A 17979-nucleotide genomic window follows, 5' to 3' on the forward strand; every position below is an offset into this window, starting at 1 on the left:
AAAATAATATAACATCTATCTAAAAATAACATATTTTTAATAATTTTCAAAATACCATATTATAATTTTTATTTAAAACTTAGTAATCATAGTCAAATATCCAACAAATAATATATTTTAAAGATAAAGCCCAGTTATTAAATAAAATTACTGGGCTTTATCTTTATTTAAATATCTTTTGTATTTATGGAATATATGTTAATAATTAAAGACTTTAATTTACTTTAGCTAAATTTTATTAATAATACAAATTATAAATACTGAAAACTAATTTTAGAATTTTAAAAATTATAACACCCCTCTTCTTCCATACATTTCCTTACACATATTCTAAAACTAGTACCATAGTTTTTTGTAGGTAACGCGTCGTCTGAACATTCCTTCAGACAATTATATTTAACTTTGCGACATCGTTGTTCTTCAGTTTCTTCGCAATCTTTTTCACCGCCATCATCTGAACTAGAACATGAAACAATTCCTGCTAATCCACCAGCGATACCATTAAACCCACCAATTGCTGCCGGTCCCATAGTTCCACCTACAATGGCTCCTGCCGTGGCTCCTGCTGCTCCTCCCATTGCAGCACCTGAAGCTCCACAACCAACTGTTCCTACTACCGGTAGTACCATGGTACAACCAGTTCCGCTTAATCCACCTCCTACTACCATGCCTATTGCACCACCGGCAGCAGCACCTAATGCAGTTCCTGTCTTAGTACCAAATTCATGGCCTCTATCGTAAGCTTTTTTAGATTTATTCAGAATGCAATCCCAATAAGATAATCCGAATATATCAATATATAGAAGTGGATTCGCACCTACATATCCATACGTGTTTATTCCCCCAGCTAACCCTATCGGGTCACTCTGAATATATCTCCCCGTCTTCGCGTCGTAATCCCTGAAGTAGTTATACGATAGTCCGGTCTCTTCGTCGTAATACTGTCCCGGAAACCTCAGGTTCATGGTGATTTGGTTATTTGCATCCAGTTCACCATTGCCAAATGCATCACTGGTAATCTTCCAGCTCTGTTCTCCTGCACTGTTTATTGCTAGTTGTGGGGTGCCCAGATGGTCTGTTATCAGGTAATGATAGCTGGCATTTTTTAGGGTTTGGCCTTCATTTAGATTGGCCTGCCATAAGGGCCTGGTGCCCCAATCGCTGTCTGGTGCCCAGCCGTACGCTACTAGCATTCGTCCTGTCTGATCCAGTTCGGCTATCAGCCCTTTGCTGCTGTAGATGTAGTAGGTAGTTTTGCCATTTACGGTTTTGCTGATGCGCCGGCCAAATGGGTCGTACTGGTAGCTGGCTATTTCTCCATTGTCGTTGCTGACTTTACTTAGTCTATCTGCAGCGTTGTAGCTATAGCTGAGTTTTTTATTGGCGTTTTCTTCTGTCGCTAGCTGCCCGTTGATGGTGTAGCTGAGGCTGGTCTGTTGTTTGCCTTCTCCCCACTTGATGAGTTGGTTAAGGTCGTTGTACTGCCACTCACCTGGTTGTTGGGCGCTACCGGTGCGGTTGCCGATGGCATCGTAACTGTAGGATTCTGCTCGTTGCGCTAGGCTTTCTTGTTCCGGTTTGACTTGGGTTAAGCGATCCAATTGGTCATATTGGTAGTTGCTGCTGCCTTTTTCTGTCTGGATACTGCTGATGTTGCTAACTTTATCGTAGCTGTAGTGGCGTTCGAGTAGGGTTTGTCCTTTGCTAACCAGTTTGATTTGTGTTGGTCGCTGTAAGGCATCATAGCTGTTGGTTTGTTCTGCTTGCGGATAGGTGATACGTTTAGGCTGATTCCATTGGTAATCACGCCAGTTGATTTCTTCTCCGTTTGGCAGTATGGCTTGCTGTAACTGGCCGTTGGCATAACGATAGTTTACTGTGCTGTTATCGGGATAGGTGATGCTGGCTAGGTTGCCATCTGTATCATAGCTGTATTTTAAGGTTTTGCTGATGCGGCCATAGCTGATGTTTTCTTCAACGATTCGACCCAGGGCATCGCGCTGATAGGTGTAATGGCTGTTGGTGCTGCCGCTTTGCTGTACTTCTGTCAGTTGGTTGTTAGCATCGTACTGGTAGTTGACTGTCTGTTCGGCGGTGTCGGTACCGGCTGCGATGTAGTTTTGCTGGCTGATGTTTCCCGCTGCATCATACTGATACTGTATGCGGTTGCCGTTGACCTGTTTCTGTTCGGTCAGCTGGTTGGCAGCGTTGTAGCTGTATTCGACGTCGTTGCCCAGTGTTTTGGTTTCTTTGAGCAGGTTGTTATTTTGATCATATTCAAAGTGGTACTGGTTGCCTTTGGCATCGGTCAGTACGCTGAGGTTGCTGAATAGGTCGTACTGGTACTGGGTTTTACCTGACAGTGCATCTATGTCGGCTGTGATTTGTCCCAGTGCGTTGTATTGGCTTTGGCTGGTGCGATTGGCAGCATCAATGCGGCTGATTTGTTGGCCTAGTTGGTCATAGCTGCTGTAGCTGCTTATCTGGGTATTGCTGTCCAGCTGCTGGTTGACACTGATGATGTTACCCACGTTGTCATAATCGTAGCTTTCGCTGTAGGCCGGATAATTTATTTTGGTCAAAAGTCCAGCCTGAATGGTGCCGGGTGCGCCATATTCGTAGCTAAGCTGATTGCCCTTGTAGTCTTTATATTGGCTGATTCTGCTGTTGCCGTCGTAGCTCTGTTCACTAACCAGTCCGGATGGGGTAATGGTATTGATCAGGCGATTGAGCTTGTCATACTGCTGGGTGGTAACTTGATTCAATGCGTCGGTGGTTTTTATTTCGCGCCCTGTTGCTGTATTTTGATAGCTGTAATGGGTGCTGTTGCCTTGCGCATCGGTCATCTCTACTATTCGGCCGAGGGCATCGGTTTTCATGGTAAAGGTGTGCTTGAGTGGGTCGGTTACTTGTGTTGTGTAACCGGCAGCGTTGTAACCCAATAGCCATTTCTGCTGTAAAGGGTTCTGTAATTCGGTTGGCTGACCTTGTATGTTATAGCTGTACTGGTACTGTTGCCCTTTGCCATCGGTATAGCTGGCTATGTTGCCGTAGCGGTCAAAGCTTTGCTGCAGGCTGATGCTCTTTTGATTATTGCCAATGGTGGCTTTGGTTTGCTGACCTAGGTTGTCATACTCGAAGTTGACGATGCGTTGCTCGGGTTTGCCGGCAGCATAGGTGATTTTGGTCGGCTGGTTGGCTGCATTGTATTCAAAGGTGATGCTATCGCCTTTGGCGTTAATTTGTTTGACCGGTTTGTTGGCCTGATTGTATTGATATTCTTCTACTGCGCCATTCGGATAGGTGATTTTAACTGGATAGTCCGCTTGGTTGTACTGGGTAGTGGTAATCTGCCCGCGTTCATCGGTGTATTTGACGATGTTATTGGCACTGTCTCGATCATAGCGGGCGGTAAGATGGCCGTTTATGCTTTCGGTCAGTACGCGTCCATTGCTGTCAAATACGGTGACGGTTTTTTGTCCGGACGGATCGTTGACGGTGATGGTGTACTGTTTGTTGACGCGATTGTACTCGGTGTTATAAACAGTCACAGCACCGGTTTTGCTGGTGATTTTGCCTACGCGTGCCAGTTTGTTTTCATGATCGGCTGCGCCGGTGCTCACTACGGCACTGTGTGATATTACGCCACCATTGCGGCCGCTGCCCATGGCAAACTGTGATGAGGGTACGGACACGATGTAATCAATTTTGGTGACGCCACCATCGGGATCAGTGTGGCGGTTTATCTGCCCGTTGTTGTCGTAACTATATTTCCAGACGTTGCCCATTACGTCGGTTACTTGGATCAGGCGGTCTCCGGACCAGTTGTAGCTGACGCTGCGGCCACTGCGGTCGGTGGCTTTGATTAGGTGATCCTGATTGTCATAGTCTAGGCTGTATACGAGTTCGCCGTTGTTATCTTTTATGGCTTTGCGCTGCCCGTCTTTATCTAGCTCAAAGCTAACTTGTACGTTGCTGGCATTGCCATAGGCCAGTGGCCGGCCTTTGCTGTCATAGTTTATCCAGTTACCCTCTGGATCCGTCCAGCGCCAGCCGGTTTCGGTTTTGCTGATGGATACTTGTTTGTAGGTATATAAGTCGGCTTCGCCGCTGCGCTGATACAGGGTACCGGCACGATCGATGGTTTTGACGCTGCTGTCGAGCGGATCTAATACGAAGCGTAGTTCGGCCCAGGCTGGATTGAGATACCAACGTCCATTTTCCCAGGTGCGGTTGAGTTTGACTTCTCCACCTAATACTTTTACCCGCATGTCTACGGTGTTTTCGGTATATTCGGTATTCGGCAGTCTGACGCTGGCATGACTGATGCCAGATATTTTTTCGTCATTGCCGCTGATGCGGGCATAAGCCATCTGCGGCACTGCCATTACCAGCATAAGTATGTAGCTGATTACCCGGAACAGCCGCTCCTTTAGGCTGTTCCCGGGTCGGTTGTTCGTTTTCATTTTTTGACCCTTGTGTTTAATTTATTTATTTTGTTTTATTTGTTGGTATTAGCACGAACCATCTTTCGAACCGCCTGAAGCGCAGGGCGCATCCGGGGTACAGCCAGGCGTTATCGGCATCGCCTCCGGTGAGCCCGCTCCAGCCCCATTTCCGAAAGTGCCGCCGCCCACTCCTCCAAGTGAACCGCCGCCTCCCCAGCCGATACCACTGCCCTTGGTTGAGCATTTTTTACCGCTGTATTGATAGAAACGTCCACTGCTGCTGCCTTTGGAAATGTCACCACTGGGACACTCACTCTGATGTGATTCCTCATAGCTAGCTTCGTAGGATGTGCAGTCGTCTTCTTCTGGTGCGGCACGTAGCAAGTCTGATAGCGAAGCAATTCTGGTTTCTGCCGGCGCCTGCTGTTTCGGATCAAGAGCAGTCACTTTATAGGAAATCACTACTTTTTCTTTTGGTTTGAGCACACTGGGCACTTCACCAAAAAATTCATACTTGAAGTGAGCATCAGTTTTCGGCAAATTCAGTACCACATGATCAGCCTGTACCAGACCATAATTGCTGACTGTAATCTGGCCCGTTTTTTCTTCTCCAACCTGCATTGCACCAAGATTAATAGACAATGGTTCGAGCATAATGACAGGTGCCGGTACTTGCGTATTAAAGGTGGCATTAACATTAATGTCATACACATCTTTAATGGAGGTTTCAGTCACGCCAAACTCTACATTGATTGTCTGATACTCCAGAAATACATGCTGATTAGTTGTGCTATCAGGCTGAATCACAATACGGCCGCTGGCATCCATATGATTAGGTGCGCTAACGCGATAGCGATAGATGCCTGCCGGCAGCTTGTTTAAGGTTGCGATACCATCTTTGTCTGTATTGAAAGTATATTGTTCCGTTAATACACTATCATTCTGCAACTTGATGGTTGCTCCTTTTACGCCTTTGATGGGCTGTCCGTCTGCATCTAGGGTGGCGGTATAGATATCAGCCACATCAAAGTGAGCTACGCCCTGTCCGCTCTGGGTAACGGAAATTCTTACCGGAATGGTGCCTGCTACTTTGCCGCTGCTGGATACTCTGATAATAAAGTTGTAAATGCCGTCGGGGATGCTGTTGTCCGGCTGAGCCATGATTTGTACCGGTACTTTTTCATCAACCGCAATTTCATTAATATTTTTATCACTGGCAATAAATACCCAGCTCGGAGCGGGATTACCCTGCTCATCTACCAGCTCTACCTGAACATTTTTTGCCGCTGCCAATCCTTTATTGCCAACGCTGACTTTGGCTGTGGAGCTGGTATTTTGCTGTAAGCCAGTCTGTATATAGGTAGGCGATGCATACAATTCAGGCATTGGCTGACCAAGCTCATAATTAATCTGTAATTTACCGCGTACCAGATCTCCTGAATCATCGGCATAGGCCACCAAAAACAAGCTGCCCTTTTCGGCTGCATGATCGTCTGCGGTGAATTTAATTGTTGTCGTGCGACTCTGTCCGGGGGCAATATTTACAGCTTCAGATTCAATATTCACGCCCTGAGGCAATACGCCATCTGGCTGATTTTCAGCAGCCAATACCCAGCGCAGGTTTTTAGCACCGGTACTGGCTGTAGCATTAACCTGTATGGGTGTGGTGATGGTTCGCGGCGCTTTGAGCTGATAGCCTTTTATATTAAATGCGATGCGGTTGATATCAAAACTGCCCTGACTGGTAACAGTTTTTTCATCCGGATGAATAATGCCAACCTGATATGTACCCGAGTCAGATTCCTGCGGGGTAAAGGTATAGGTGAAATGGCCGTTTTCATCAGTGGCAACAGCTATTCTGCGTTCAAACCCTTTTACATTCAAAACCAGTTTTAGCGGTACGTTTGCAGCTATCGTATTTTCAGCACGATAAACAGCCTGCCCGCTAATGGTTACTGGCTGCGGGCCATAACTAACCGCAGGGCTGATTGCGGTAATTTTACCGGTATAAGGTGTGGGAGGCGGAGCCGGTGGTTCAATTTTGACATTGACCGTACGGGTGCTGGTCACTGTTTTGCCGCTGGTATTGGTCACTTTTGCACTGATTTTGTGGCTGCCATTATCCTCCATGGTCAGAGGCCAGTGTGCCTGATAGGGGCGTTCTGACAGAGTAGCAAACTGTTTGTTATCTATCAATAAATCTACTTTTTCGATACCAAGTTCATCTGCAGCATCTACCTGAATATCAACCGGAGCAGCAAGTGTTTGATTATCACTGGGAGTAGTAATGATTGCAGTGGGTGTCGGTAAAGCGAAATCAAACTGCACCGGTGCACTGGGCTCACTGCTGCCAGCATCATTCTGCGCTACAGCATGTAAGCGGTAACTACCTTCTTTCGGCAACAGAATATCCTGAGTGAAATAGCCTTGTGCATCAGCAGTAACCTTTTCACCCACTGGTTTATCATTCAGATACAACTGTACTTTTGCACCAGACTCAGCAGTACCCTGAACTTTTAATGCTGCGTTCTTAACCTTTGTCTGGGTAACAGGGCTGATAAGTACTGGAGGTGTAACCGTAATAGCAGATGCTTGAGTATAGCCTGAGCTGTTGCCTGCTTTATCCAAAGCATTCAGTCGGGCATATAACATTCCACCAACAGGCACATTATCTATCTGCACATTATTGCTTTGCAGATTAATATCCTGATCGATAATGGGTTTATTGAAATCTGGATTATTGGCAATTTGCAGATGTATAGAGGCTATACCACTCAGATTATCACTGCTGCTGTAACCAACTCTCACCGCTTTGTCATTAACACGACTGAATTGGTTTAGTTCCACAACCGGTTTGGTCGTATCTACGGTAATGAGCTCAGAGGTTGAAGACCACATTTCCCAGGTAGCACCTCGATTAATACTTCCGCGTACACGGGCGCGATAAGACTGTCCATTTTGTAAACCGGCATCATAAGTATATTGATTTACTTTATTCAGTATTTTTTTATAGACGGTATTTCCGGAAGCATCCTGAATTTCAATTTCCCATGTATCAAGTGTATTGATATTCTGCCATGTCCAGCTTGGTGCCTGATTTGTATAACGGGCAGCAGGTTGTGGTGCAGCCGGTGTTAGATCAGAAATATCGATAAAATTGTACTCAGCATTCTCATTCTTGGTATATTCACTTAAATCATTATTAGGCGTAAATAAAATAGCCTGTTCTGGTTTAATGATATTGGCTTTATTACAGCCTACTTGAACGTTCTTTGGCGTGATGCCCTGAATACCAATTGTTGCACTCTCGCCTTTGCTTAGATCAATATTTAAAGTACGATACTGATATTTAATCTGATTTGTACCTTCATAAAGAATCGCTTCAAAGGTTCCCATAGGCAGATTCGAACTATAAAAATACTGATTCGTCCATTGCACAATGAGTTTTCTGTTTGGCGCTTCACCCTGTGTTTCGTATTTAATGGTACCAGCAGGCTGGCCGTATACATCAGTTCTTAAATCATCCCAGAAAACAAACAGTGTATTATTGATTGCAGGTAGGCAAGAGTTATTGTAACTGCTGCTTGGATTCGAAAATTGCAGCAATCCATTTGTACTCACATAAAATTTATTATATTTTTTGCCATAATAATTAAACTCAAAACCAATCGGTAATGCGCCACTGACTTTATCATCACCTTTCAGTTTTGTGTCGGTACCGGCATAGCTTGCCGCACTGGCAATGGTGCATAATGCACAGACAACCATTGCATATGCTTTTCTCTGCTTATTTTTATGTTTTGGCTCTTTTTTTATGTTTAAACCGAAAAACCTTTTTTTCCAGTATTGATAAATATTCATTGTGTACCCCTCATGAGTTCGAATACTCCTTAAATAAATTAAATAGTTATGCGGCATGGTCTGGATAAACTTTGTCCAGCATGATTCATTAAATTATTTTGTTGTTGTATATATTGCTGATAAGCCGCTAATCCGCCTTGCAACCAGACAATATGGTCGTTTTCTGCAAAATTCATTTGCCGTTGCAATAGCCTAAGCGTGTGTTCATCTGGGCTAACCAGTACATAGCGTATAAAGGCATCATTACGATTATCTCCTTGGCTGATGTATTGCTTTAGTTCTGGACTAGATATCTGGGCAAGACTAAATTGTTTAGCAGGTAGTTCTGGTAAAGTATTCATTTGTTGTGAATTCAAACCTATACTAATCACCTGCCATTGTATGGATTGACCACCGGATAAAAACTCAAGTGCAGAGATTTCCTGCAGATTGGGCTTATTATGATTTTGTACTTTTTCCCAGACAAAAAATCCTCCGCTTAAAGCATATACGTGGTTAAAACCTTTTTTTCTTAAATTTTTAATAGTTTGATTTATCTGTAATTCATCAAATCCAGTTCCAACCAAAATCACGGTTTTATGAGCTAAAAAATCGGCACTATACAATCGACTAAGCGGTACAGCCAGCATTTTCAACCCTGTCTCTTGTTGCACTGCACCAGTTCTGATATCCACCCACACCGCATCCTGCCATTGCGGCTGACTTAACGCTTTTATGCTAAGCCAGTATTTATGATCAAGTGGTTGTTTAACGTGGTTTTGCGGCCAGTTTACGGCTACAGGTTGTTGTGCCAAGTCTGGTTTATCATTGAGACAGGCAGATAATTCCTGTGCCAATATCCGTACACTGAAAAAAAATAAAATTCCAGTGATATAAATAATCTGTGATAACTTCAGCATCGCATATCTGTATTTTTATTGGTTTATCATTCAAAATTTACAGCTACAACGATATATCGTGGTGTTGCAGCTGAATAATCAAGCTAAATAGTATTTCTCATCTAATTGAAATATTAATACTTACCAATTAGCTTGATTTGACAATGGTTAAAATGGTTTATTGCTAATATGTAATCATTATTCGACTAAAAATTATCATTTGAATTCAACATACAAGCGCTTTTATTTCTGAATCGCGTAAAATTTCTACTCCGGTGGCCAGTAATAGAGCGATTGCACGTTAGCAACCACTAGAAAAATTTTAAATATCTTCGAATAGCATTATTAATTAGCTATATTTCATAAAATAAACAAATAATATTTATTTTAAAAGCATAAATTACTTATTACCACAATCCAGATAAGATTAATTGTCATTAAAAACTTTCAACCTCTATTTTATGGTTGCCATTAAAATACAAATATTTTTAATCTATTTATTAAATTCAAAATTTTTCTATTGTGAATAGTTCCTCTATATTAGCTAAATATCAATGAAATATTAACTTAATTGCATAGCTCCATTATTTGCAACAATCAATTCTCCTGCTCGCATTAATGAGGCTCACAAGCGAATCAAGATAAAGAAATGGTACAGATGCTCTATATATACGGATTTCAGATTTAAAGGTTTCAGAGCTTTGTGATTGCGCTCTATCTTGTTTTGAAGTCTGAATCACGGATTTCATACGGCTGTATGTAGCCAATAAATTTTGTAAACAGTTAATAATTTTTTAAAATTAGATAATAACTTTCTTTTGCACACCTTTAATATTAGCATACCCTAATATTTTTAGGCAAATAATTTGTATCAGTTGATTAAATATGCTTAAAAAGCCTTGTTTTAACTATCAGCAATTAGATGATACTTATTTTTCCATACAACAATTTAGGAAGTTATCTTTAAATATTTCTGTTTCATGCGCGATTATTTGCACCTTTAGAGACGTTTATATCTTTATCTTCTTCAACTAGCAAGATTTAATTATGCTATTAATTTCCAAAATATATCTGGATAATGATTAAGTTAACTAATGAAAATGTTTTCTTAAACAGGCGAATTAAAGTAACAACAGAATAAAATTATTGGACAACGTAATGCCGTCTTTCAACGCTGATATATGGTATTCGTCGCTGAGTTTCAAAAATATCATATGCGGGTTTCAATTGTTGCCAGAAAGGAAAATATTCTGAATCCTGATTTTTTTTCATATTAGATGGGCTCATCATAAATGGAAAAATATGTATCGGAATCTGCTTCTGCCCCTCGTCTAATGCCAAGCTGACGAGAGTATATATTTCTTCAATACTTGAGTCTGTCATGGCATAACAACCTGCAGAAACACATTTACCATGTATCATAATATAACTACCGTTAAAACCATTTGCTTGATCGTAAGTATTTGGAAAACCAATATTAAAGGACAGATGATAACGGCTATGTGGATTGAGCAGATTTTTCTGGGTTGCATAAAAGCCTTCCGGACTTTTGCCATCACCTTCTGCTTTTTTAGGTCCCAGTCCACCAGAAAAAGTACAAATTTTCCATGTTTTATATAGCTTGTATGGCTGATTTTTATGTTGAGTCCAGATTTCCAGAATCCCTTCCTGCTTAAAAAGACGCAAATAAATATTATCCCCGCGTACTGGATAATTGGCCGGATTCGTTTGAAGTGGATATTCCAAAGCTTGAGCATGATGGTATCGATTCAATGCCTGATTAATTGCTGATAAAGAATCAATGTATAGCGGATTATTCTTCAACACCAGCACAAACCCAGCAATAAAAGCAATTACACAGCCACCCACAAAAAAACCAAAGATTCTATTATTCCTGAATTTAAAATTGTTTTTGCGTTTTCTCACTACAGCCGAAATCAATAAAACAAACCCTACAGCAACCAAAAATATCAGGCTGGAGAGGCAAAGCAGGTTTCCGATTAATTTTGACATATATTATCTTTGATTTTTTCAACAGAAATCTGACTGTTTAAACTGATGGCTGGTTGTTAAACAACTGATTTATATGATTTCGTCAGCGCTTTAAGATTAAAAGTATCTTATTCAACTTATATTACTATAGTATGTAAAAATAAATCAATTTATTTAGCATTCTATTCAGAATTTAAATTTACTAATCAATTATTTACTTTCTTGCTGATTTTGGCAATCCATAATAACTTGATGCTTAACTTGTATTTAATCAAACAGAAAAACTTAACATTCGGCAACTAATTTATTTTTTTAAAACGCATTAGTTAATATTTTGTGCTGCTTCAGCTTCAATTTGCTATTTAAAAACTACTGAACAAACATCTGTTGTTTCTTGATAATTTCACACATAAAAATTATTAGCAATAAGAAATAAAAAAGCATTACCCACAGCCTGTAATCCATTGGTAATGCTTTTGTTTGTTAGTTACTTTTTGTCCAGCTGACACATACTGTGATGCGCTGTCCAGAAACCTACTAAAATGATTTTACCGCTTGTCTCTTACTTTTTTTCTAATGAAACCGGAAAGGTAACTAAATTATTAGTCTTATTCGGATCAGCTAACAACCCCTGAACTCGTGCTTTAAAATCAGCCTTACCGCTTGCGCTGGTAATTTTGACTGTCAGCAGAATAATCGTCTCTTCGCCTATAGGCAGTTTATCAATCCGGTTTGCAGACTCATTATAATTGCCCATCACTACTTTCTGTTTCGTGATTTGTACATCATCGGATAGCGATTGCAGAGAAATATTGCGTGCTTCCGCAGGACCATTGTTGGTGATAGTCAACAACAATTGCACACAGTCAGCCGGTAATGCCGGAGTAAGCTCTACTTTTTCAACCTCCAAAGCAATATCAGCTGCTCCAGGCATCACAGGAATACTGACCTCATTATTATTTAAATTAGCATCCTCCGTCTGACTTTTAATCCGAGCCGTAAACTGGCTTACCTTATCGGATCCGGTCACCTTAACCGTCAGTAACAACGTGGTGCTTTCTCCGGCGGCTAGATTATCGATACGCTCTTCCTGAGTATTGTAATTTCCAGCCAGTACTTGCTGAGCTGTAATCTCCAGATTATCTGGTAACTCAGGTTGGAGATAAACATTACGTGCACTCAGTGGTCCGTTATTACTAATTGTGACGAGTAACTGAGCGGTATCTTGATCTAAAGAATTATTCCATTCAACGGCTTCAGCACTGATTGCAACATCTGTCTTACCTGGAGCCACAGCAGCAGATGCAACATTATTACTCATATCAGGGTCAGCTGAATCACTGTTGATATGTGCAGTAAATTCACCCTTACCATCAGCATTTTTCATTCGCACAGTAAATAGCATCGTAACCGCCTCATTGGCGCCAAGCGCATCGATACGCTGCTTCAGAGAATTGAAATTGCCAGACAAAACTTTTTGCTCAGTAATTTCCAAATCAGATGACAATTCAGGCTGCACATGAATATTTCGTGCAGTTTCCGGCCCTTGGTTCGACACAGTCAGTAAAAATTGTGCCGTATCCGCAGGCAGTTTATCATTCCACTCTACTGTCTCAATATTCACAGCAATATCTGCATCACCAGCCACAGGCGGCTGAACCGCAGCTTGCTTAGCAAACAGATAATTTTCAGCATGCATATTGTCTTGCAGAACAATATGCTCGATTTTACCTGCCAGAGCCTGACCACCGGCACTACCTGCCACAGCTGGTCCGTCAATCATATCTGCAACATCGTCAACCCAGATAGAATAATCACCGGCCGCTAACTTATCAAAACTAAACCTGCCTGATTCGTCAGTGTAGGACACTTGTTCAATGCGCTTACCGGCCACATTCTGCCCTGACAAAACAACCTTGATATGGCTTAAACCCTTTTCATCATGATTTAGCAGGCCATCAGCATTCACATCATTGTAGACTGTACCGGCTATCAGCCCCTGAGCATACGTAGCATTATGCTTAAATAAACTATACTGACCGGTAGAATCAGAATCGAACACATTCACATAATAAGACCAAGACATATCCTTATTACGCGATTTGGATAACCAGACATTATCACTTAGCAAGTGTTTACCATCCGAACGTACCACATCGTCTGGCTGTCTGCTGCCCTGAAAAGGATCCGCCACCTTGGCATAAACAAATCCTTTTGTAGCAGGAAAAGAAAGCTGATAGCCTTTATCACCTGCTTGCAATAAAGCTTGACTGCTCTGCTCAGACACATCTGAGTTCAGGCCACTAGATTCATACAAACGTACTACATCACCATCACGAGCCAGAAAATCTGTGACATCATCGCTATCCGGTAAATCAGCTTTTACATCATGAATTAAGGAGTGGGTATTCGTGGCTTTCAACAGACTGGTCACAGCCCCACCCAGTGTATCCGCATGTGTAAACGTGGCCTTAAAATCCGTAAATGTCCCCGACAGACTGGCAATCATATTCCAGCGGCCAACTGTAGAAGCACCACCAGCAATATCTCCAAAATTCAGCAATAGACTTTTATCTGCAGACTGATTATTGATATAGCTGCCCAGAATAGAAAAATCCACCAAAAGATTTTTCTTATTTTCCACAATCTTCGGCTGAGCTGAATCAATCACCGTGTGATAAGAAATGCCCTTACCATCATTGCGAATACGAACACCAAGAGTAAAAGGCTCAGGTGTTTCTTCCTCAGCCGTAAACGGATCGTCACCATAAACTTCTCCCGGTAAAAAATAATCGAGCGTCAGCAATGGCTGAGGTTTCACTACCACATAATCTGGCACCACATCTACTGTCGTTTCCTGACCATTTAGCTCATAGGTGAGTTTTGCGCCTATATTGTAAAGCGTGTCCTTATCCTGAGCTGCGCCAAATGCAGGAATAATCATCCAATGGATATCAGCATTGGATTTGGCCGCAATCTGCCCCGTCCCATTAATATCATCAACACCGGACAAAGAATCAGTACGATAAAAGAATTTGGCCTGGCTATCCTCAGTTTTTTGCGTAACTTCTACTGGCTGATTATCCTTATCCGTAAAAACCAGCTCCACACGAATATTTTTCAGATTTGCATCCAGACCATTTTTAATTAACATCCGAGCATCAAAAGCTTGCCGCTCAAAAGACAGCTTTTGCTCAATCACAATTTTAACTTCCGCACACTCCACATCCTGCGCAAATGCCGATCTGACCGGCAAAATGCTACAGAACAAAAATGCCAGAAGAGTCAGCATATGGCAAAACCCCTTACCATATTTCAACAGGGTACCCTTCATCATTTAACCTTTATATATTATTATTCATTTTATTGAATTTACAGATAAATCAAGTCACACTTACTCATCTACTCATATTTATCTGTTTACTCTCCTTAAAAATATTATTTATAGATAGTTCTAATTTTTATTCAGATTCTTATATTCTCCATTTTAATATGCATATAAAATTATTGTAATTAAAATATAATGATATTTTTTAAATTATCAGATAAATTATGTCCCATCTAGTTATAATTTAAACAGCGTAAATAAATTATCAAAATCATCTAAATAGATTTCAAACCCATAAATATAAATATAATCAAGACAATACTTTTATTCTGAGCTATATAAGTGGAATATTATCTGACCATAAAAGCCAGCAAAGCAAAAAGCCGCCGGCACAAAAATCAATTATATTTTTTCAAAAAACTACAACTAAAGCTTTGTATATGGCGCGTTAGTTGAAAGAATTAAAAGTACAGCACTCAAAATTAATGCTGACACAAAAATAAAGTAACCAAGCATCCGGCTTATATTTCTTCAAGTGAAATACTTTCCTAATATTTGTTCTGGAATGCACGATTTTTTTTATTGTAAAGCATAAGTATGCAATGAATAAAATTTAAATTTGCATTAAATTGGAAGCAACGTTCAAAAAAAAAATCTATAAATAGTACACATAGTATTCAAGAGAAATATAATAGCTGCACAAGCAAAATCAATATTTAACCTAAACTATATTAAGATTAAACAAACGAAGCTGAATTTTTTATCGGCAAAAGATATCAAAATTCTTTCTATAGATTAAATATTTAATCATCATAAAATTCAGACCCATTATAAATTATTGCAAAATGTTAAACCTCTAATTCCCATCATTACCCTTTTTATAAACTACCCTGCCAAATATAATAAATATTACAGCGAATATCTTTACACCGTTTTTATACATGAATCAGTGCAGCAAAATCCTATTTATAAAATTTTTTTAACTATACCCTTTTTCAATTATCATTTGCAAGCCAAATTTACTGCAAATAAATACCAAAAGCATAAATATATAAACAAACTAAACATCATGAATTAGTTTAGAACACTACTGAGGCTACTTTATTTATAAATAGATGGAATAATAATAAAGATATAATTATGTATTAAAGTTTAATACACATTAACAGATACAAAAAACCAGTACCTGCCAAACTGATTAACCTCACTATGCGATTGAATCATTCAGCTCTTTTCGTTTCAATGATGCCTAGACATATCGATAATAGAAGAATTTTAGAGTTAAGATTAAAATCATTCAAAACACAAATCTACAGTTAAACAGTTGTCACTAAAACCTTATTTATTCCTAATAATTGATATGAAAAAATTTGCATTAAAGAACAAATATTACAACATCAATTTCAGTATCAGAATAGATTTCAACTTGTGAGTAGTTATGTTATTTGTTACAAACAAATTTGTGTTTGCAATAGATAGCACGCGCAGTTTATTAAATAACTGTGTTTTATTTGGTTAGTTCAAATCACAGCGAAACTAATAGCTGCTGTGCACAACCAATCCATCATAAGCAGGTTCGCAGTTTTTCGGGCAACGTTGCTTTAAATTATGGTATTCCTGTTTATGGGTCATGTGGATAAAGTAAGTATGTTTGGCCTGAATGCGTTCGGCGTAAGCAAAAGCCTGTTTGGTACTAAGATGGCTTGGGTATGAAGTGTCCATCAAGCAATCGAGAAACAGGTAATCTAGTCCCTGTAAATGTGGGAAAATGGATTCGTCAATATGGTTGAGATCGGTAAACCAGGCAATGTTGCCTATGCGATAAGCACTGCTTGTCCAGCTTCCATGTGATACAGCAAACTGCCATACAGGTACGTCTTCAATAGTGAGAACCCTGCTCTGCCCCTGATTTAACGGTAACTCATGTGCGCGCAGTACAGGACGGTTCCAGTGGTTATTTTGTTCCAGAAAAGCGTAATCAAAGCGGCTGCAAATATTAGCCAATGTATCACGATGGCCGTATATCGGTATGGGCGCGCGCTGTTTGTAGCAGAATGCGCGCAAATCATCGATACCGTTTAGATGGTCGGCATGAGGATGGGTGTAGAGCACGCCATCGATACGCGACAGTTGATGTTGTAAAGCCTGATGGTAAAAATCGGTACCTGTGTCAATTTGCCAGTGCTGTTTGCCTATCTGAATATGAGCATTGCAACGGGTGCGCCTGTTTTTCGGGTCGCTGCTGGTGCAGGTAGCACATTCACAACCGATTACTGGCGTGCCGGAGGAGCTGCCACAGCCAAGTACAGTTAGGGTAATCTGTGTCATGGCTGGCTAGTCAGCGGTGGTAATTTGCTAAACAAGCGATAGGTATTGGCGGTGGTGGCTGCTTCGATGGTTGCCATGCTCTCGCCGCGAAGCTGTGCGACAAATTCGGCGGTGTAACGTACGTAAGCCGGTTCATTTGGTTTGCCACGCTTGGGCACTGGAGCCAGATAAGGAGCATCAGTTTCAACCAATATGCGATCTAAAGGCACGTATTTGCAAGCTTCTTGTATCTGCTGCGCGTTTTTGAAGGTCACTATACCAGAGAAAGAAATATAAAAGCCTAAATCCAATACTGCTTTAGCAAAGGCAGTATCTTCGGTAAAGCAATGAATAACGCCTTGTTGTGCTTGGTTTTCATGTAGAAGGCGCAGTGTATCCGCAGCAGCATCACGGGTATGGATAATCAGGGGCAGACCGGTTTGGTTAGAGGCCTGTATATGCGTGCTGAAGCGTGCATGCTGCCAAGCCAGATCACCACTGCACCAATGATAATCGAGGCCAGTTTCCCCGATACCGACTACTTTAGGATGTTGTGCAGCCGCAATCAGTTCATCCACACTCATTTCCGCCGAGTTTTGGTCTTCAGGATGCACACCGACACTGGCAAAAAGATTTGTATGCTGCTCGGTCAGTGCCAGCACTTCGTCTGCGCTTTGTCGGTCTACACTAATAGCAATAGCCTGCCCTATTTCTGCCTGTGCCATATTCTCCAAAACTTGTGGCAGTCTGGCTGCCAACTCAGGCATATTCAAATGGCAGTGTGAATCGATAAGCATGATTACAGGGTATATGTTGTGCGTTCGCTCAGCAGTAAACCAGGCAGAATATCTTCAATACTCTGCTTTACGGCAATGCTGTCTTCATCTTTGCCAAAAGCCAGTCCGATTCCCTGAGGCTGTCCGGTAGATGTAGCGGCGGTGTTTATCCATACTACTTTTGTGCGCAGATATTTGGCTTCGTTGAATTCGGGCAGGTTTACCGCCAGTAATACTTCTTCACCCATTTGAAACGTATCTGTTGTGGGCGCAAACAGGCCACCATGCTGTAGAAATGCCATATAGCTGCGATACAGCTCTGGTTTATCGGGAATGGTTAAATTGAGCATTTTGCCCGGCAGATTGGTAGGCGCTTCAGCCATAAACTT

The 17979-nt window shown here is 41.1% G+C and carries 8 protein-coding genes; all 8 read right to left on the bottom strand.

The genetic code is table 11. The features are described 5' to 3' along the window. Positions 1–281 precede the first annotated feature (281 nt). A complete protein-coding gene (locus ACQP6D_RS08650) occupies positions 282–4466 on the bottom strand; it encodes an RHS repeat-associated core domain-containing protein (protein ID WP_427857963.1) in 4185 nt (1394 codons plus the stop codon). 48 nt (positions 4467–4514) lie between these two features. Continuing rightward, positions 4515–8216, bottom strand: coding sequence for an Ig-like domain-containing protein (locus ACQP6D_RS08655; RefSeq protein WP_427857964.1), 3702 nt, complete (start codon positions 8214–8216; stop codon positions 4515–4517). Positions 8217–8347: 131 nt separating this feature from the next. Further along, positions 8348–9208, bottom strand: coding sequence for a hypothetical protein (locus tag ACQP6D_RS08660; protein WP_267408267.1), 861 nt, complete (start codon positions 9206–9208; stop codon positions 8348–8350). A gap of 1122 nt (positions 9209–10330) precedes the next feature. Beyond that, positions 10331–11200, bottom strand: coding sequence for a L,D-transpeptidase family protein (locus ACQP6D_RS08665; RefSeq protein WP_267391387.1), 870 nt, complete (start codon positions 11198–11200; stop codon positions 10331–10333). 541 nt (positions 11201–11741) lie between these two features. Beyond that, complete coding sequence (locus ACQP6D_RS08670) at positions 11742–14513, bottom strand: SdrD B-like domain-containing protein (RefSeq protein ID WP_427857965.1); 2772 nt, start codon at positions 14511–14513, stop codon at positions 11742–11744. A gap of 1530 nt (positions 14514–16043) precedes the next feature. Then, on the bottom strand, positions 16044–16835 hold the full coding sequence (locus ACQP6D_RS08675; RefSeq protein ID WP_427857966.1) for an MBL fold metallo-hydrolase: 792 nt from the start codon (positions 16833–16835) through the stop codon (positions 16044–16046). Beyond that, entirely contained in the window at positions 16832–17614 is a 783-nt protein-coding gene (locus ACQP6D_RS08680) for a TatD family hydrolase (protein WP_427858014.1), read from the bottom strand. Before ACQP6D_RS08680 ends, ACQP6D_RS08675 begins: the two co-directional genes overlap by 4 nt. Continuing rightward, positions 17614–17973 (bottom strand): PilZ domain-containing protein, encoded by a 360-nt coding sequence (locus tag ACQP6D_RS08685; RefSeq protein WP_100139715.1) that lies wholly within the window; start codon positions 17971–17973, stop codon positions 17614–17616. The genes ACQP6D_RS08680 and ACQP6D_RS08685 overlap by 1 nt, the downstream gene beginning before the upstream one ends. Positions 17974–17979: the final 6 nt, after the last annotated feature.

It is taken from the genome of Snodgrassella sp. CS2 (assembly GCF_050310315.1).
Taxonomy (GTDB): Bacteria; Pseudomonadota; Gammaproteobacteria; order Burkholderiales; family Neisseriaceae; genus Snodgrassella; species Snodgrassella alvi_E.